The sequence below is a fragment of the Variovorax sp. Soil_C_39 genome (assembly GCF_057656815.1).
Genome location: NZ_JBDGJQ010000008.1, coordinates 84,565 through 101,094 on the forward strand (window position 1 = coordinate 84,565; position 16,530 = coordinate 101,094).

General features: G+C 69.6%; 16 protein-coding genes and 1 other RNA gene. 11 read left to right on the forward strand and 6 right to left on the reverse strand.

All coding sequences use genetic code 11. The annotated features are described in order from the left end of the window. Positions 1–33: 33 nt before the first annotated feature. The gene (locus AC3A6J_RS20040; RefSeq protein ID WP_487861735.1) at positions 34–960 is read left to right on the forward strand and encodes a DMT family transporter; all 927 of its coding nucleotides are present in this window, start codon (positions 34–36) and stop codon (positions 958–960) included. Here AC3A6J_RS20040 and AC3A6J_RS20045 read toward each other — a convergent pair. After that, positions 947–1,942 carry a Bug family tripartite tricarboxylate transporter substrate binding protein gene (locus AC3A6J_RS20045; protein ID WP_487861736.1) on the reverse strand — a complete coding sequence of 332 codons (996 nt, stop codon included), beginning with the start codon at positions 1,940–1,942 and terminating at the stop codon, positions 947–949. The two genes, AC3A6J_RS20040 and AC3A6J_RS20045, sit on opposite strands and share 14 nt — an antisense overlap. A gap of 119 nt (positions 1,943–2,061) precedes the next feature. Here AC3A6J_RS20045 and AC3A6J_RS20050 point away from each other — a divergent pair, with 119 nt between their 5' ends. Genes AC3A6J_RS20050 through AC3A6J_RS20060 form a run of 3 tightly spaced genes read left to right on the forward strand, consistent with a single transcriptional unit; the run spans position 2,062 to position 5,066 of the window. Then, positions 2,062–3,741: an MBL fold metallo-hydrolase gene (locus AC3A6J_RS20050; RefSeq protein ID WP_487861737.1), complete on the forward strand. Its 1,680-nt coding sequence runs from the start codon at positions 2,062–2,064 to the stop codon at positions 3,739–3,741. Beyond that, positions 3,738–4,454, forward strand: coding sequence for an RNA pseudouridine synthase (locus AC3A6J_RS20055; protein ID WP_487861738.1), 717 nt, complete (start codon positions 3,738–3,740; stop codon positions 4,452–4,454). Before AC3A6J_RS20050 ends, AC3A6J_RS20055 begins: the two co-directional genes overlap by 4 nt. 54 nt (positions 4,455–4,508) lie before the next feature. Beyond that, positions 4,509–5,066, forward strand: coding sequence for a hypothetical protein (locus AC3A6J_RS20060; RefSeq protein WP_487861739.1), 558 nt, complete (start codon positions 4,509–4,511; stop codon positions 5,064–5,066). A 41-nt stretch (positions 5,067–5,107) separates the two neighbouring features. Here AC3A6J_RS20060 and rnpB read toward each other — a convergent pair. Further along, positions 5,108–5,436: RNase P RNA component class A (rnpB, locus tag AC3A6J_RS20065), an RNA gene on the reverse strand. A gap of 107 nt (positions 5,437–5,543) precedes the next feature. On the opposite strand from rnpB, the gene cysK reads away from it, so the two are divergent. From cysK to AC3A6J_RS20090, 5 genes are all read left to right on the forward strand, one after another. After that, positions 5,544–6,464, forward strand: a complete 921-nt coding sequence (gene cysK, locus AC3A6J_RS20070) for a cysteine synthase A (protein ID WP_487861740.1) — start codon at positions 5,544–5,546, stop codon at positions 6,462–6,464. Between the two features lie 75 nt (positions 6,465–6,539). Then, positions 6,540–8,180, forward strand: a complete 1,641-nt coding sequence (locus tag AC3A6J_RS20075; protein WP_487861741.1) for an NAD(P)/FAD-dependent oxidoreductase — start codon at positions 6,540–6,542, stop codon at positions 8,178–8,180. A 14-nt stretch (positions 8,181–8,194) separates the two neighbouring features. Beyond that, positions 8,195–8,818 carry a flavin reductase family protein gene (locus AC3A6J_RS20080; RefSeq protein WP_487861742.1) on the forward strand — a complete coding sequence of 208 codons (624 nt, stop codon included), beginning with the start codon at positions 8,195–8,197 and terminating at the stop codon, positions 8,816–8,818. A gap of 49 nt (positions 8,819–8,867) precedes the next feature. Next, on the forward strand, positions 8,868–9,674 hold the full coding sequence (locus tag AC3A6J_RS20085) for a ProQ/FINO family protein (protein ID WP_487861743.1): 807 nt from the start codon (positions 8,868–8,870) through the stop codon (positions 9,672–9,674). Between the two features lie 31 nt (positions 9,675–9,705). After that, the gene (locus tag AC3A6J_RS20090; protein WP_487861744.1) at positions 9,706–10,125 is read left to right on the forward strand and encodes a hypothetical protein; all 420 of its coding nucleotides are present in this window, start codon (positions 9,706–9,708) and stop codon (positions 10,123–10,125) included. 78 nt (positions 10,126–10,203) lie between these two features. Here AC3A6J_RS20090 and htpX read toward each other — a convergent pair whose 3' ends face one another. The 4 genes from htpX to pyrC all read right to left on the reverse strand — a co-directional run bounded on the left by htpX (position 10,204) and on the right by pyrC (position 13,812). Beyond that, positions 10,204–11,079: a protease HtpX gene (htpX, locus tag AC3A6J_RS20095; protein ID WP_487861745.1), complete on the reverse strand. Its 876-nt coding sequence runs from the start codon at positions 11,077–11,079 to the stop codon at positions 10,204–10,206. A gap of 152 nt (positions 11,080–11,231) precedes the next feature. Beyond that, complete coding sequence (locus tag AC3A6J_RS20100) at positions 11,232–11,975, reverse strand: DUF3025 domain-containing protein (protein WP_487861746.1); 744 nt, start codon at positions 11,973–11,975, stop codon at positions 11,232–11,234. Then, the gene (locus AC3A6J_RS20105) at positions 11,975–12,784 is read right to left on the reverse strand and encodes an NYN domain-containing protein (protein WP_487861747.1); all 810 of its coding nucleotides are present in this window, start codon (positions 12,782–12,784) and stop codon (positions 11,975–11,977) included. The genes AC3A6J_RS20100 and AC3A6J_RS20105 overlap by 1 nt, the downstream gene beginning before the upstream one ends. Further along, complete coding sequence (gene pyrC / locus AC3A6J_RS20110; RefSeq protein ID WP_487861748.1) at positions 12,781–13,812, reverse strand: dihydroorotase; 1,032 nt, start codon at positions 13,810–13,812, stop codon at positions 12,781–12,783. Before pyrC ends, AC3A6J_RS20105 begins: the two co-directional genes overlap by 4 nt. 89 nt (positions 13,813–13,901) lie before the next feature. Here pyrC and AC3A6J_RS20115 point away from each other — a divergent pair, with 89 nt between their 5' ends. Beyond that, a complete protein-coding gene (locus tag AC3A6J_RS20115) occupies positions 13,902–15,569 on the forward strand; it encodes an ABC transporter substrate-binding protein (protein WP_487861749.1) in 1,668 nt (555 codons plus the stop codon). A 7-nt stretch (positions 15,570–15,576) separates the two neighbouring features. After that, entirely contained in the window at positions 15,577–16,530 is a 954-nt protein-coding gene (locus AC3A6J_RS20120) for an ABC transporter permease (RefSeq protein ID WP_487861750.1), read from the forward strand.

Below are 16,530 nucleotides of genomic sequence, written 5' to 3' on the forward strand. Positions count from 1 at the left end.
TGCGCCGCGCCGGGTGGCGACCATCGGTGCACCATGAAAAAGACACTGCCCCACCTGCCCACCGAATGGGCGCTTCTCGCGCTGCTTGCCGTGCTCTGGGGCGCCTCGTACACCTTCATCAAGGTCGGCGTGGCCACGATCCCGCCCATCACGCTGATCGCCGCGCGCACGCTGGTGGCGGGGCTGCTGCTGCTCGCGGTGCTGCGGCTGCGCGGGGTGCGGCTGCCGCGCGACGCCGCCATCTGGCGCCGCTTCATGCTGCAGGCCGTGCTGAACAGCGTGCTGCCCTTCACGCTCATCGCCTGGGCCGAGCGCAGCGTCGACGCGGGGCTTGCGACCATCCTCAACTCGACCTCGCCGATCTTCATCTTCCTGCTGGGCCTCGGCCTGCGCGGCACCGAACCGCCGACGCTGCGCCGTCTGCTGGGCGTGGGCGCCGGGCTCGCAGGCATCTGCTTGGTCGTGGGTGCGGAGGCCCTGGGCGGGATCGGGCGCGCGCTGCTCGCGCAGGTCGCATTGGTGGTGGCCGCCATCTGCTACGGCGGCGCGGCCATGTTCGGCCGCGTGTTCAAGGGCTTCGACCCGATGGTGCCCGCGGCGGGCTCGCTGCTGTGCGGCTCGGTGATGCTGCTGCCCGCCAGCCTGGCGATCGATCGCCCCTGGACGCTGGTGCCGTCCGCCGCGTCGGTGCTCGCGGTGCTCGCACTGGCGGTGCTGTCGACGGCCGTGGCCTTCACGATCTATTTCCGGCTCATCCGCACGCTGGGGCCGATGGCCACGGCCGCGCAGGCCTATCTGCGGGTGCCGGTCGGCGTGGCGATCGGTGTCGTCTTCCTGGGCGAGCGGCTCGCGCCCACCGCATGGCTCGGGCTGGCCTGCACCGTGGCCGGCGTCATGGCGATGACGCTGCCCGCGCGGCGCAACCGCCCCGCCGCCGAGCCCCGCCTCAATCGATGCTGATGTTCGCCGCCTTGGCCACCTCGGCCCACTTCACGCGGTTGTCGTGCACCGTCTTCTTGAACTGCGCGGGCGACTCGATGCGCACCGTGTTGCCCTGGGCCTCGAAGCGCTCGCGGATCTCGGGCTGCTCGAGCACGGCCTTCACCGCGGCATTGAGCTTGTCGACGATGCGCGCCTCGGTGCCCTTGGGTGCGAAGATGCCGAACCAGATCGAGCTGTCGAAGCCCCGGGTGCCCGCAAGGCCGCTGGAAGCGATGGTGGGCACCTCTTTCACTGCCGTCACCGGCTTGGCCGTGGTCACGCCCAGGAGGCGCACCTTGCCGGCCTTGTAGTGCGGCAGCACCGTCTGCACCTGGTTCATGATGCAGCAGGTCTCGCCGCGCACCACCGAGGTGATGGCCTCGGGCCCGCCCTTGTAGGGCACGTGCACCATGTCCAGGCCGAGGCGCGAATTGAACTCGGCAAAGGCCATGTGCGTGCCCGCGCCGTTGCCGGTGGACGCATAGTTGTACTTGCCGGGGTTGGCCTTGACGAGCTCGACGAACTCCTTCAACGTGCGCACGTTCATCACGTCGGCATTGATGGTGAGCACGTTCGACACGTCGAGCACCGGCGCCACCGGCACGAAGTCGGCTTCCACGTCGAACGGCAGCTTCTTGTAGAGCGCGGCATTGCTGCCGTGCGTGGCCGCGGTGCCGAACGAGAGCGTGTAGCCGTCGGGCTTGGCATGGGCGACGTACTCGCTCGCGATGTTGCCGGCCGCGCCCGACTTGTAGTCGATGACGACCTGCTTGCCTAGCTGCCTGGCCAGCGGTTCCTGGATCGCGCGGGCCACCACGTCGACGCCCGAACCGGCCGGGAAGCCCATGATCAGCGTGACCGGCTGCTGCGGCCAGTCGGTGGGGGCCTGGGCCAGCGCGGGGGCCGATGCGGTGGCGAACAGGGCGATGGACAACAGGCGCGAGAAGGGAAAATGGATCATGGCTGTCTTTCCTCGAGGCGGGCGGTGCAAAGCGGAATTGTGGCGCGCGGCTCATGCCGGATGCGGCATGAGCTTATGCACTCCGCACGCGCGCTGCGGCATCTCTCCATAATCGCCGCATGGTTCGCCCCACACAACAACTCCACCCCGCACGCGAGCCCGCGCCCGTGCGCGCCGCCGCCACCGTGCTGCTGCTGCGCGATTCCGAGGCCGGCATCGAAGTGCTGATGACACGCCGCTCCGCCACCGCCAGCTTCGCACCGGGAGCCTATGTGTTCCCGGGCGGGCAGATCGACCCGGCCGACGCGGCCGCCGGGCTCATCGCCTCGCGGCGCCCGACGCAGACCGACCTGCAGCTCACCCAGGCCGTCGCGGCCATCCGCGAAGGCTTCGAGGAGCTCGGCGTGCTGCTCGCGCGCCATGCCGACGGCCGGCCCGCAAACGCCGCGGACATCGCCGCCATGGACCGCAGCACCACCTCTCCGATTTCCTTCGTCGCACAATGCGCCGAGCGGGGCCTGGTGCTCGCGAGCGACCAGGTGTTCACGTTGGCGCACTGGGTTACCGACCGCGACCTGCCGCGGCGCTTCGATGTGCCTTTCCTGGTCGCCCGCATGCCCGAGGGCCAGACGCCCTCTGCCGACGAGAGCGAGCAGTTCGAGCCCTGCTGGGTGCGCCCGGCCGACGCGCTCGCGCGGCACGACGCCGGCAGCTTCTTCATGATCTTTCCGACCGTGCGCACGCTGCAGCGGCTGGCGGCCTACGCGAGCGTCGATGCGGTGCTCGAAGCCTGCGGTCCACAGGGCGGCACCGAGCGGCCGCTGTGGACCAGCTGCCCGCGCGCCGGCCTGCTCGGCGGGCTGGACACGCGCTACATGGAACACGAATCGCCCTACGGCGAACTCGCGCTGGTGTGCCCCGACGGCCAGCTGCTGCACGCGCTCGACTGGCAGAACGAGCGACCGGTGCCGCTGCTCGCCAACGTGCAGCGCCTGACCGCTGGCAACCCGAGCGCGATGACCGGGCCGGGCACCAACAGCTACATCGTCGGCGAGGCGGCCACGGGCTACATCGTGATCGACCCCGGCCCGAACGATGCGGCGCACATCGAGCGCCTGTGGCGCGCCACGCACGGCGACGTGCGCATGATCGTCTGCACCCATTCGCATGCCGACCACTCGCCGGGCGCCGCGCCGCTGCAGGCGCTGTGCCAGGCCCGGCCGCCGATCGTCGGCCTGTCGTCGGCAGCCACCGCGCGCGCCTCGGCGCGTTTCGTGGCCGAACGCGAACTGGCCGACGGCGAACGCCTGGTGCTGTCGGGCAGCTCGGCCACGGGCGAGGCCGTGACCCACACGCTGCGCGCGGTCCACACGCCGGGCCATGCCGCGAACCACCTGTGCCTGGTGCTCGAAGAAGACGGGCTGCTGTTCTCGGGCGACCACATCCTCAACGGCAGCACCACGGTGGTCGATCCGCCCGACGGCGACATGAACGCCTACCTCGATTCGCTCGACCAGCTCGACGCAGCCTGCGAGGCCGGCGGCATCGACTTCATCCTGCCCGCGCACGGCTACGTGATCGGCAGCGCGCGCCGCGCCATCGCGCAGCTCAAGGCGCACCGGCTGAAGCGAGAGGCCAAGATCGCGCAGGCGATGGAGAAGCTGCCCGACGGCACGCCCGACGACTGGCTGCCGCTGGCCTACGACGACGTGCCCGAACGCCTGTGGCCGGTGGCAGCCCGCTCGCTGGCCGCGCATGTGGCGCGCATCCGCCAACGCACGGCGGCGGCAGCACCATGAAGGGTGCTCGCAACGAAGACGAAGGTATCCGCCTTGCCAAGCGCGTGGCCGCGCTCGCGGGCTGCTCGCGCCGCGAGGCCGAGCTCTTGATCGAGAACGGCGCGGTGCGCGTCGACGGCGTGCCGGCGCTGCTGCCGCAGTCGCGCGTGCAGCCGCACCAGCAGGTCGAGATCGAAGCCGGCGCCAAGCCCGAGCCGGTGGTGGCGGTCACGCTGCTGCTGCACAAGCCCGCGGGCATGCCGACCGACAACGCGCACCAGTTGCTCGTGGCGGCCAACCACCACGAGCCCGAGCGCGCGGGCCTGCGCTTCCTGCCCGCGCACGCGCGCGCGCAGCGCTGCATGACGCCGCTCGAAAGCGGCGCGAGCGGGCTCGTGGTCTACACGCAGGAATGGCGCATCGAGCGCAAGCTGCAAGAGGACGCCGGCATCCTCGAGCACGAGGTGATGGTCGACGTGGCGGGCGCGGTCTCGCCCGAGCAGCTCGCGCGCTTCGAGCGCTCGACCGCGCGCGTGAGCATCGGCCGCCAGGCACCCGACCAGACCGGTCTGCGCTTTGCCATCAAGGGCCCGCGGCCCGGGCAGATCGCGCACCTGTGCGACCAGGCCGGGCTGCGCATCCTCGCGATGCGGCGCATCCGCATCGGCCGTGTGCCGCTGGCGGGGCTGCTGCCGGGCCAGTGGCGCTATCTCACGCCGCACGAGCGCTTCTGAAGGCGGGCCGCGCGCGCCATCGACGACAGGACACGTTCAACCAAGGAGACAAGGATGAAGTTCGGTTCCGGACGCGCCGCACTTGCCTGCACCGTGCCGCTGGCGTTGGCGGGCTGCAGCTACCTGGCCCCGCTGCTGGCACCGCTGCTGCCGCCGAGCGATCCGCCGTCGTCCGCCCCGCCGCCGGTGGTGTCGCCCAGCGGCCTGGCGCCGATCACCGAGGCGCAGGTCGAACGCATCCGCGAGGTGATCGCCGCCAGCCCGCCGAGCCCGGCGGTGGCCCGCGTGGTGCGCAGCGCCGCACCGACCATCGAATCGTTCGTGCGCACCGAAGGCTGCATCACCGCGCGCAACGGCGCCGTGCTCAACCCCTTTGCTGCGCCCGGCCGGCTGTTCGACGGCACCGGCTTCCAGGGCGGGCCGATGGCGGGCATGCAATACCACGACAGGACGGCCTGCGTGACCGTCAAGCGGATGCAGAACTGGAAGATGGTGTCGCCGAAGCGGCTGCGCTTCGAGGTCGTCTACGTGGGCGACGACGGCGAGGAGCGCGCCGTGCGGCGCCACGAACTGGCGCGCCAGCCCAAGGGCGGCTGGCTCTTCACCCGCTGAGGGGGCGCGGGCGCCGTTTCGGAGCGCCCGTGCGAAAGAAAGTGTGAAGCCCGCCGATAAGCCGGATTCTGTGCGCCGAAGGCCTCTTGCGAAGCCCTCGGCGTGACCGCCATTACTCTGGGCCGCCTGTCACCAGACGGCTCGATGCCACCTACCCGCCAGCTCAGCGGAACCACCTCGATACTGGCCTACTTGGTGTTGCTGCGCGCAGAGATTGCCCGTTTCACCCGAACTGAATCGGCTCGTCTCTGTTGCTCTGATCCTCACCTCACGGTGGAGAGTCGTTAACTCCTGCGCTGTCCTGTGCAGTCCGGACGTTCCTCCAGTGCGGCCTTTCGGCACTTGCACCAGCGGCGGTCTGGCGTGCTTCACACAAGGATTATCGCTCCATGCCTTCGCAGCGCCCGCCGACCGTTCCACAATGGCGGTCGACCGTCCCCAAACCGACACCAGGTCCTACTCCAAGGAGATCCAGCAATGAAGGCCCAGAACATCCTCCAGACCATCGGCAACACGCCGCACATCCGCATCCAGCGCCTGTTCGGCGAGGCGAAGCAGCAGGTGTGGATCAAGTCCGAGCGCGCCAATCCCGGCGGCTCGATCAAGGACCGCATCGCGCTCGCGATGGTGGAAGAAGCCGAGAAATCCGGCGCGCTGAAGCCCGGCGGCACGATCGTCGAGCCGACCTCGGGCAACACCGGCATCGGCCTTGCGATGGTCGCGGCTGTCAAGGGCTACAAGCTGGTGCTCGTGATGCCCGACAGCATGTCGCTGGAGCGCCGCCGCCTGATGCTGGCCTACGGCGCCACCTTCGACCTGACGCCGCGCGCGGGCGGCATGAAGGCCTCGATCGCGCGGGCCGAGGAAATCGTCGCCGGCACGCCCGGCGCCTGGATGCCGCAGCAGTTCAACAATCCTGCCAATGTCGAGGTGCACATGCGCACCACGGCCGAAGAGATCGCGGCCGACTTCCCCGAGGGCATCGACGTGCTGATCACCGGCGTGGGCACGGGTGGCCACATCACCGGCGTGGCAAAGGTGCTCAAGAAGAAGTGGCCGAAGCTGCAGGTGTTCGCGGTCGAGCCCGTGGCATCGCCGGTGATCTCGGGCGGCCAGCCCTCGCCGCATCCGATCCAGGGCATCGGCGCGGGCTTCATCCCGAACAACCTCGACACCTCGGTGCTCGACGGCGTGCTGCAGGTCGATGCCGAGCCGGCACGCGAAATGGCGCGCCGCTGCGCGGTCGAGGAAGGCATGCTCGTGGGCATCTCCTCGGGCGCGACGCTCGCGGCCATCGCGCAGAAGCTGCCCTCGCTCGCACCCGATGCGGTGGTGCTGGGCTTCAACTACGACACCGGCGAGCGCTACCTCTCGGTCGAAGGCTTCCTCCCGGCCTGAATCCCCCGGTCGGCGCCCGCCGGGGCGCGACCCCCTAAAATCCGCGGTCTGCTTGATAAACACAAGCCCCACGCCATGCTGAGAATCTCCGAACTCAAACTCCCGCTCGGCCATGCCGACGACGCACTGCCCGCGCTGGTCGCCGGCACGCTCGGCGTCGAACCCGCGGCCATCGCCTCGCACACGGTCTACAAGCGCAGCTTCGATGCGCGCAAGGCCGACCTGCGCACGGTCTACATCTGCGACGTACAGCTGGCCGACCCGGCAGGCGAAGCCGCCGTGCTCGCGCGCCACGCCGGCAACCCGCACATCCAGAGCGCGCCCGACATGCGCTACACGCCGCCGGTGCATGCGCCCGAGGGCGCGCCGCGGCCGGTGGTGATCGGCTTCGGCCCCTGCGGCATCTTTGCCGCGCTGATGCTCGCGAAGATGGGCTTCCGCCCGATCGTGCTCGAGCGCGGCAAGACGGTGCGCCAGCGCACCCGCGACACCTGGGGCCTGTGGCGCAAGAGCGTGCTGAACCCCGAGTCGAACGTGCAGTTCGGCGAAGGCGGTGCCGGCACCTTTTCGGACGGCAAGCTCTACAGCCAGATCAAGGACCCGCGCTTCCTCGGGCGCAAGGTGATGGAAGAGTTCGTGAAGGCCGGTGCGCCACCCGAGATCCTCTACGTCGCGCATCCGCACATCGGCACCTTCAAGCTCGTGAAGGTGGTCGAGAACATCCGCGAGCAGATCGTGGCGCTCGGCGGCGAGATCCGCTTCGAGCAGCGCGTGACCGACGTGCACATCGAGAGCGGTCAGCTCCGCGGCCTGACCGTGCTCGACCAGACCACCGGCCAGCGCAGCGAACTGCGCGCCGACCATGTGGTGATGGCGCTCGGCCACAGTTCGCGCGACACCTTCGAGATGCTGCACGCGCGCGGCGTGCACATCGATGCCAAGCCGTTCTCGATCGGCTTTCGCGTCGAACACCCGCAGGGCCTCATCGACCGCGCGCGCTGGGGTCGCCATGCGGGGCATCCGCTGCTCGGCGCGGCCGACTACAAGCTGGTGCACCACGCGAGCAATGGCCGCTCGGTCTACAGCTTCTGCATGTGCCCCGGCGGCACCGTGGTGGCGGCCACCAGCGAGCCGGGCCGCGTGGTTACCAACGGCATGAGCCAGTATTCGCGCAACGAGCGCAACGCCAACGCGGGCATCGTCGTGGGCATCGAGCCGCGCGACTTCCCGGGCTGGACGCCCGAGGTGCCCGGCGATGCGCTCGCCGGCATCGCATTGCAGCGCGAACTCGAATCGAATGCCTTCGTGCTCGGCGGTGGCGACTACCGCGCACCAGGCCAGCTGGTGGGCGACTTCGTCGCCGGCCGGCCGTCGACCGCGCTCGGCAGCGTGACCCCGTCGTACAAACCCGGCGTCACGCCCACCGACCTGCACCAGGCGCTGCCGCCCTATGCCATCGAGGCGATGCGCGAGGCCTTTCCCGCCTTCGGCCGCAAGATCAAGGGCTTCGACCTGCACGATGCGGTGCTCACGGGCGTCGAGACGCGCACCTCGTCTCCGATCCGCATCACGCGCGGCGACGACTTCCAGAGCCTCAACGTGCGCGGCCTCTACCCGGCCGGCGAAGGCGCGAGCTACGCCGGCGGCATCCTCTCGGCCGGCGTCGACGGCATCAAGGTGGCCGAAGCCGTGGCGCGCAGCGCGACCGGAACCTGAGCACCACCGCCACCATGACGCGCGACGACTTCCATTTCTACGAGCCGGCCAAGGGCCACGGCCTGCCGCACGACCCGTTCAATGCCATGGTCGGTCCGCGGCCGATCGGATGGATCTCGTCACAGGACGACAACGGCGTGCTCAACCTCGCGCCCTACAGCTTCTTCAACGCCTTCAACTACACGCCGCCGATCGTGGGCTTCGCGAGCATCGGCGCCAAGGACAGCCTGCACAACATCCGCCAGACGCGCGAGTTCGGCTGGAACCTGGCCACGCGGCCGCTGGCCGAGCAGATGAACCGCTCCTGCGCCGCCGTGCCGCCCGAAGTGAACGAGTTCGAACTCGCCGGCCTCACGCCCGCGGCATCGCGCACCATCGCGGTGCCGCGCGTGGCCGAAAGCCCGGTGTCGTTCGAATGCAGGCTCACCCAGCTGCTGCAGCTCGAAGGCGTCGACGGCGTGCCGGTGCCCACCTGGCTCGTCCTCGGCGAAGTGGTGGGCGTGCACATCGCACGGCACCTGCTGAAGAACGGCATCTACGACACCGCCGCGGCCCAGCCGATCCTGCGCGGCGGCGGGCCGGCCGACTATTTCGAGATCAGCGCCGACAATCTCTTCAAGATGTTCCGCCCGCGCTGAATGCGCGGGACCCTATTTTTTGTGCCGCCGACAACCTGACCACCGACCGATGACCGACACCGCCACGCCCCAAGAAGAACAGATCCAGGAAGTCCAGCAGCCGGCGGAAGCCGACGGCAGCGCGGCGCAGAAGCAGCCGCGCCAGCAACAGAGAAAGAGGCGCAATCCCGGGCAGTCCGGGCAGCCGCAAAACCAGCAGCAGAAGCAGCAGCCGCCGCAGCAGCAGCAGGCGTCGCGCGGCCGCAAGGTGCATCCGGCGCTCGAGAAGCTGTTCGAGCTCTATCCGAACCTGTTCGGCGCGCGCTTCCTGCCGCTCAAGCTCGGCGTGTTCCAGGACCTGCTCGACAAGCATGCCGACGTGTTCAAGAAGGACGAGTTGAAGGTCGGGCTCGGCCTGCATGCGCGCTCCACGCGCTATCTCGAGGCCGTGGCCGCGGGCCATCCGCGCCACGACCTCGACGGCAACGTGGTGGAGCCGGTCGCGCCCGAGCATGTGCATCACGCCATCCTCGAGCTGCACCGCCGTCGCGCGCAGCGCAACCCCGGCGAAGACCTGCGCCCGCAGCTGGTGGCCCGCATCGCCCGCGCAGTGGAAGCCTCGGGCCTCGACCGCGAGGCCTATGCCGTGCTGGTGCGCTCGCGCGACGAGGACACCAATGCCGTGCTCGACGAGGCGCTGGCCGAACTGGGGCGCCAGGCCGCCAAGCGCGAGGCGCTGCTGCGTGCCTTCGAGGCAAGTGGGCGCGACAGCGAACAGGCGTTCGCCGAGATGTACGGCATGGACGCCAAGGAAGTGGCCGCCACGCTCGCACGCGCACGCGCCGAGCGACAGCCCGCGGCGCCCGCGGCCGCCTGACCGGCACGCGCCAAGCGCTACGGCAAACTCGATGACCGACTTCGCACGCTTCGTGGCGCCGGCGGCCTCTGCCGGCGAGGCCGAAGCCGAGGCGGTCCGCGAAGCCGCCCTGTGTCTCGACCGCTTCACCGAGCGCTTCAATGCCTGCGACACCGCGGGCATGGACGGCGAGTTGCACTTTCCGCACCTCATGCTCTCTGGCGCGGACCGGCTCGAATGGCAGGCGCCTGGCCACCATCCAGCCGACTTCTTCGAGAAGCTCCAGGCCGCGGGGTGGCGCCGCACGCGCTACCAGTCGAAGGACGCGGTGCTCGCCAGCGCCGACAAGGTGCATTTCGTCGTGGTCTACACGCGCGAGGATGCGTCCGGCGCAGTGCTCAGCACGCATCGCAATTTGTGGATCGCCACGCGCGTGGCCGGGCGCTGGGGCATCTCGCTGCGCTCGTACTGACGCGGCAGCGCCAAAAAGAAAGAAAAAAAGCCGCCACGGGCAACCGTGGCGGCTTTCTTCGTTGGCCGGGCAGTCAGTTCAGCCGCGCGCGTTCTGCAGCGCCGCGATGCGCTCCTCGATCGGCGGGTGCGTGGCGAACAGCTTGCCCATGCTGCCCGTGATGCCCATGGCCTCGACGGCCTTGGGCAGTTCGCCGGCCGGCAGGCCGCCCAGGCGCGCGAGCGCATTCATCATCGGCTGGCGGTTGCCCATGAGCGCGGCGGCACCGGCGTCGGCGCGGAACTCGCGCTGGCGCGAGAACCAGGCCACCACGATGGCGGCGGCGAAGCCCAGCAAGATGTCGAGCACGATGGTGCTCACGTAGTAGCCGATGCCGGGGCCCGACGAACGGTCGTCGCCGCGGCGCAGGAAGCTGTCGACCGCATAGCCGATCACGCGCGAGAGGAACACCACGAAGGTGTTCATCACGCCCTGGATCAGCGTCATCGTGACCATGTCGCCGTTGGCGATGTGCGCCACCTCGTGGCCGATGACGGCCTCGACCTCTTCGCGCGTCATGCCCTGTAGCAGGCCGGTGGACACCGCGACCAGCGACGAGTTCTTGAACGCGCCGGTGGCGAAGGCGTTGGGCTCGCCCTCGAAGATGCCGACCTCGGGCATGCCGATGCCGGCCTTGTCGGCGAATTTGCGCACCGTGCCGACGATCCAGGCCTCGTCGGGCGTCTGGGGGTTGTCGATCATGTGCAGCTTGGTCGTCCACTTGGCCATGGGCTTGCTGATCAAGAGCGAGATGATCGCGCCGCCAAAGCCCATGATCAGCGCGAAGCCGAGCAGCGCCGTGAGGTTGAGCCCGTTGGCCGTGAGATAGCGGTTGACGCCGAGCAGGCTCGCGACGATGCCGAGCACCGCGACGACCATCACGTTGGTCAGGACGAACAGAACAATACGTTTCAAGTTGGATTCTCCGTGGGGGAACGCTACCGCCTAGATGAGGGCCCCGCGGCCCTCTTCAAGCCATGCAGGATCGGCCGTCGAATTCTTGTGGTTGTTCTGGCGGACGGCGTGCACCGCGGGCTGCGGGTAGAGCGATGATAGGAGCAAAAGTTCTACTGACCCTGCCGGAAGACCTTCGGATCGTCGTAGAAATCGGCGGCTGCGTTGTCGGCACACCAGCCCGGTACGCCCAGCACCGGCAGCGGCGCGAACGGCTTGCGCGCCAGCCACTGCGCATCGAGGCTGTGCGCGAGCGCCGCGTCCTGCACCAGCCCGGCGCGCGCGGCCAGCCCCGGCGGCACGCACAGCACATGCGCCGTGGCCGCCTTGCGCGGCGCGACGAGCTTCTCGAGCAGCGCATGGCCGAACACCACGAGCCGCGCCTCCGACCACAGCGCGCGCCGCGCGACGAAAAGCGTGGGCCAGTCGCGCGACAGCAGCGCGTCCCAGAGCGGCGCGGGCGCATCGAGCAGCGCACCGTTCTCGTCGAACAGCGTCAATGCGTCGCGCAGCGGGCCGCGCGTGGCGCCGATGCCGGTGCGGGCGATCTCGGCCGCCTGCAGTGCGTTGAGCCGGCGCTTGGTTTCGGGAAAGGCCAGCCAGACCAGCCCGTTGAAGAAGTCGTGGAGGTTGTCGCGCGTGGGAACGGTGCGGGTTTCGAAGATGTGGGCTTCGTAGGCCTGGCCCGGCGGCAGCGCCGATTGCACGACGAAGGCGGGCGTGCGGCCCGGCGTGGCGAACTGCTGCAGTGCGTCGGCGACCGGGACGCCGGCCGCGGCGGTCTGCGCCGCTGCCTCGCCGATGGCGCGATAGGGCGCCAGCCAGGGCTGCGACCAGTCGATCGCCGCCGGGCTCATCAAGGCGCGGCGGCCCCGGTCCAGCGGATGCGGTCGGGGTGCTGCAGAACGGCAAACTCCGCGGGCAGCTTGTCGAACAGCTTGAGCGAGCTGCCATGTTTGCCGAGCAGCCCGGCGGCACGCAGCGCCTGGGCCACGTCGTTGAGCGGCACGTCGACACCGCTGAGCAGCGCCGGCGCGGCCCGCAGGATGAACTCGGCGGCCTCGGACACCGGCGGCCTCGGCACCGGCTTGGGCGCGACGGCCTTGGCGACCTTGCGCGCCGTCTTGGCGGGCGCCTTGGCAGCAGCAACCTTCGCTGCCGGCGCGGCGGCGGACTTGGCAGCAGGCGCACGCTTCGCCGCCGCCTTGCGGGCCGGCGCGGCGCGCGGCGCAACCGGTGCACCCTGGTGCTGCAGGTCGGTGAAGTCGTCGTAGACCGCCACCGTTTCTTCGCCCGTCTTGCCCTGCTGGCCGAGGCCGCAGACGCGGCAGCCCTTCTCGCGCAGCCGGATCACGAGCGGCGCGAAATCGGAATCGGACGACACCAGCACCGCCACGTCGGGCCGCTCGGCCATCGCAAGGTCGATCGCGTCGACCGCGAGTGCGATGTCGGTGCTGTTCTTGCCGGCCGAGAGATTGACCATCGGGCGCACCGACAGCCGCTTGAAGAGCGCCTGCTGCTTGAGTGCCGTCTCGGCATTGCAGTAGGCGCGGCGCACATGCACCGCGCCGTACTCGGCCAGCGTGCGCTGCACGGCCTGCTCGATGACGTCGGCCGAGACGTTGTCGGCATCGATCAGCAGCATCACCCGCAGCGGGGGCGTCATGCGAGCCTCCAAGCCACGGTCTCGCCGCCGCGCAGCGGCTTCAGCGTGGCCTCGCCGTAGGGCACGGTCTCGGGCACGGTCCAGGTTTCGCGCTTCAGCGTGATGGTGTCGCTGTTGCGCGGCAGGCCGTAGAAGTCGGCGCCGTGGAAGCTCGCGAAGCCCTCGAGCTTGTCGAGCGCGCCTACGTTGTCGAAAGCCTCGGCATAGAGCTCGATGGCGGTCAGCGCGGTATAGCAACCGGCGCAGCCGAGCGCATGCTCCTTCAAGTGCGCCGGATGCGGTGCGCTGTCGGTACCGAGGAAGAAGCGGTCGCTGCCGCTGGTGGCGGCTTCGACCAGCGCGACGCGGTGCGTCTCGCGCTTGAGCACCGGCAGGCAGTAGTAGTGGGGGCGGATGCCGCCGGTGAAGATCGCGTTGCGGTTGTAGAGCAGGTGGTGCGCCGTGATGGTGGCCGCCGTGAAGCGCCCCGCATCGCGCACGTAGTGCGCGCCCTCCTTCGTGGTGAGGTGCTCGAACACCACCTTGAGTTCGGGAAAGTCGCGCCGCAGCGGGATCATCACGCGGTCGATGAAGACGGCCTCGCGGTCGAACAGGTCGACCGCCGGGTCGGTCACTTCGCCGTGCACCAGCAGCAGCAGGCCATGCTTCTGCATCGCCTCGAGCGTCTTGGTGGTGTGGCGGATGTCGGTCACGCCGGCATCGCTGTTGGTGGTCGCACCGGCCGGGTAGAGCTTGAGCGCGCGCACGCCGGCCGCGGCGGCCTGGGCGATCTCTTCGGGCGGCAGCTTGTCGGTCAGGTAGAGCGACATCACGGGCTCGAAGGCGGCGCCCGCGGGCACAGCCGCGCGGATGCGGTCGCGGTATGCCACGGCCTGCGCGGCGGTCGTCACGGGCGGGCGCAGGTTGGGCATGATCAGCGCGCGGCCGACCTGGCGGGCGCTGTGCGGCACCACGGCTTCGAGGGCGGCGCCGTCGCGCACATGAAGGTGCCAGTCGTCGGGGCGGGTGAGGGTGAGGGTGTCGGTCATGGGAGCGCAATTGTCGCATCGGCCCGCCCGCGGCACGTGCTGGCACACGTCGTGCTTGTGATGTCCGTCCCCACCCCACGGAGTTCCATGTGAAGCGTGCCGCCCCCGCCCCGATCGTCCTGTCGAAGTCCCTCGTCGCCTGCGCGGCGCTCGCCGTTCTGGCCCTCACCGCCGCGCCGGCGCTGGCGCAGGAGAAGACCTTGCGCATCGCGATGACCGCGGCCGACATTCCGCGCACGCTGGGCCAGCCCGACCAGGGCTTCGAGGGCAACCGATTCACCGGCATCCCGATCTACGACGCGCTCACGCACTGGGACCTGTCGAAGGCCGATGCGCCGAGCGTGCTGATCCCCGGCCTGGCCACATCGTGGGCCGTCGACGCGAAGGACAAGACGCGGTGGGTGTTCAAGCTGCGTCCCGGCGTCAAGTTCCACGACGGCTCGGCCTTCAACGCCGATGCCGTGGTCTGGAACGTGCAGAAGGTGCTCGACAAGGACGCGCCGCAGTTCGACGCGAGCCAGGTCGGCGTGACCGCTTCTCGCATGCCGACGCTGCGCACCGCACGCAAGATCGACGACATGACGGTCGAGCTGACCACCAGCGAACCCGATGCCTTCCTGCCGATCAACCTGTCGAACCTGTTCATGGCCTCCCCGGCCCATTGGCAGAAGAAGTTCGACGCCGCCAGCGGCGCCGCGCCGGCCGACAAGGCCAGGGCCGCGTGGACGGCCTTCGCCGCCGACCCGGCCGGCTCGGGCCCGTTCCGGGTCACGCGCTTCGTGGCGCGCGAGCGGCTCGAACTGGCCGCCAACAAGTCCTACTGGGACGCGAAGCGCGTGCCCAAGATCGACAAGGTCGTCATGCTGCCGATGCCCGAGGCCAACGCGCGCACTGCCGCGCTGCTGGGCGGGCAGGTCGACTGGATCGAGGCGCCCGCGCCCGACGCGATGCCGCAGATCACGCAGCGCGGCTTCAAGATCTATTCGAATGCGCAGCCGCACGTGTGGCCCTGGCAGCTGTCGTTCGCCGAAGGCTCGCCCTGGCTCGACAAGCGCGTGCGCCAGGCGGCCAACCTGTGCGTCGACCGCGGCGGCATGAAGCAGCTGCTCGGCGGCATGATGGCCGAGCCCAAGGGCACCGTGCCGCCCGGCCATCCGTGGTGGGGCAACCCCAAGTTCGACATCCGCTACGACGTGAAGGCCGCGCAGGCACTGATGACGCAGGCCGGCTATTCGGCCGCCAAGCCGATCAAGGTGAAGGTGCAGATCTCGGCCTCGGGCTCGGGCCAGATGCAGCCGCTGCCGATGAACGAGTACGCGCAGCAGTCGCTCAAGCAGTGCTTCTTCGACGTGGAATTCGACGTGATCGAATGGAACACGCTCTTCACCAACTGGCGCAAGGGCGCTAAGGACCCGTCGGCCAACGGCGCCAATGCCACCAACGTGAGCTTCGCCGCCATGGACCCGTTCTTCGCGATGGTGCGCTTCGTGAGCACCAAGGCGTTCCCGCCGGTGTCGAACAACTGGGGCTACTACGGCAATGCCGAGGTCGACAAGCTCGTGGCCGATGCGCGCACCAGCTTCGACGACAAGGCGCGCGACGCGGCACTGGCAAAGCTGCATGCGCACGTGGTCGACGACGCGCCCTTCGTCTGGATCGCGCACGACGTGGGCCCACGCGCCATGTCGGCGAAGGTCAAGAACGTGGTGCAGCCGAAAAGCTGGTTCATCGACATCGCCACGATGACCATGGACTGAGCGCGCGATGCTCGCCTACCTGCTGCGCCGCATCGTCTACGCCCTGCCGATCATGGTCGGCGTGGCGCTGGTGTGCTTCCTGCTGGTGCACATCGCGCCGGGCGACCCGCTGGTGTCGATCCTGCCGCCCGACGCGTCGGCCGAGCTGCAGGCGCAGTTGCGCGAGCTCTACGGCTTCAACCGCTCGCTGCCCGAGCAGTTCGCGATGTGGCTCTGGCGCGCGCTGCACGGCGACCTGGGCATGTCGATCGCAAGCAACCGCGCGGTGGCCGGCGAGGTGTTCACCGCCGTCGGCAACACGCTGCGCCTCGCGGTGGTGGCCACCTTCATCGGCTTCGTGCTGGGTTCGCTCTTCGGCTTCGTGGCGGGCTACTTCCGCGGCTCGTGGATCGACCGCGCAGCCTCGATGTTCTCGGTGCTCGGCGTGAGCGTGCCCCACTACTGGCTCGGCATGGTGATGGTCATCGTGTTCTCGTCGCAGCTCATGTGGCTGCCCGCCACGGGCGCCGGCCCGGGCGGCTCGAGCGACTGGGCCTGGGACTGGGCGCACCTGCAGTTTCTGGTGCTGCCGGCGCTCACGATGTCGGTGATCCCGATGGGCATCATCGCGCGCACGGTGCGCGCGCTGGTGGCCGAGATCCTCGACCAGGAGTTCATCATCGGCCTGCGCGCCAAGGGCCTCACGCACTTCGGCGTGTTCCGCCACATGGTCAAGAACGCCGCGCCTACCGCGCTGGCGGTGATGGGCCTGCAGCTCGGCTACCTGCTCGGCGGCTCGATCCTCATCGAGACGGTGTTCTCCTGGCCCGGCACCGGTTTTCTGCTGAACTCCGCCATCTTCCAGCGCGACCTGCCGCTGCTGCAGGGAACCATCCTGGTGCTCGCGCTGTTCTTCGTGGTGCTCAACCTGCTGGTCGACGTGCTGCAGACCCTGCTCGATCCGCGCATTGCGCGGGCCTGA

Excerpts from the sequence above, each read along its gene's own strand:
- AC3A6J_RS20040 (WP_487861735.1), top strand. The coding sequence starts at position 34 with ATGAAAAAGACACTGCCCCACCTGCCCACCGAATGGGCGCTTCTCGCG.
- AC3A6J_RS20045 (WP_487861736.1), bottom strand. The coding sequence starts at position 1,942 with ATGATCCATTTTCCCTTCTCGCGCCTGTTGTCCATCGCCCTGTTCGCC.
- AC3A6J_RS20050 (WP_487861737.1), top strand. The coding sequence starts at position 2,062 with ATGGTTCGCCCCACACAACAACTCCACCCCGCACGCGAGCCCGCGCCC.
- AC3A6J_RS20055 (WP_487861738.1), top strand. The coding sequence starts at position 3,738 with ATGAAGGGTGCTCGCAACGAAGACGAAGGTATCCGCCTTGCCAAGCGC.
- AC3A6J_RS20060 (WP_487861739.1), top strand. The coding sequence starts at position 4,509 with ATGAAGTTCGGTTCCGGACGCGCCGCACTTGCCTGCACCGTGCCGCTG.
- cysK (WP_487861740.1), top strand. The coding sequence starts at position 5,544 with ATGAAGGCCCAGAACATCCTCCAGACCATCGGCAACACGCCGCACATC.
- AC3A6J_RS20075 (WP_487861741.1), top strand. The coding sequence starts at position 6,540 with ATGCTGAGAATCTCCGAACTCAAACTCCCGCTCGGCCATGCCGACGAC.
- AC3A6J_RS20080 (WP_487861742.1), top strand. The coding sequence starts at position 8,195 with ATGACGCGCGACGACTTCCATTTCTACGAGCCGGCCAAGGGCCACGGC.
- AC3A6J_RS20085 (WP_487861743.1), top strand. The coding sequence starts at position 8,868 with ATGACCGACACCGCCACGCCCCAAGAAGAACAGATCCAGGAAGTCCAG.
- AC3A6J_RS20090 (WP_487861744.1), top strand. The coding sequence starts at position 9,706 with ATGACCGACTTCGCACGCTTCGTGGCGCCGGCGGCCTCTGCCGGCGAG.
- AC3A6J_RS20100 (WP_487861746.1), bottom strand. The coding sequence starts at position 11,975 with ATGAGCCCGGCGGCGATCGACTGGTCGCAGCCCTGGCTGGCGCCCTAT.
- AC3A6J_RS20105 (WP_487861747.1), bottom strand. The coding sequence starts at position 12,784 with ATGACGCCCCCGCTGCGGGTGATGCTGCTGATCGATGCCGACAACGTC.
- pyrC (WP_487861748.1), bottom strand. The coding sequence starts at position 13,812 with ATGACCGACACCCTCACCCTCACCCGCCCCGACGACTGGCACCTTCAT.
- AC3A6J_RS20120 (WP_487861750.1), top strand. The coding sequence starts at position 15,577 with ATGCTCGCCTACCTGCTGCGCCGCATCGTCTACGCCCTGCCGATCATG.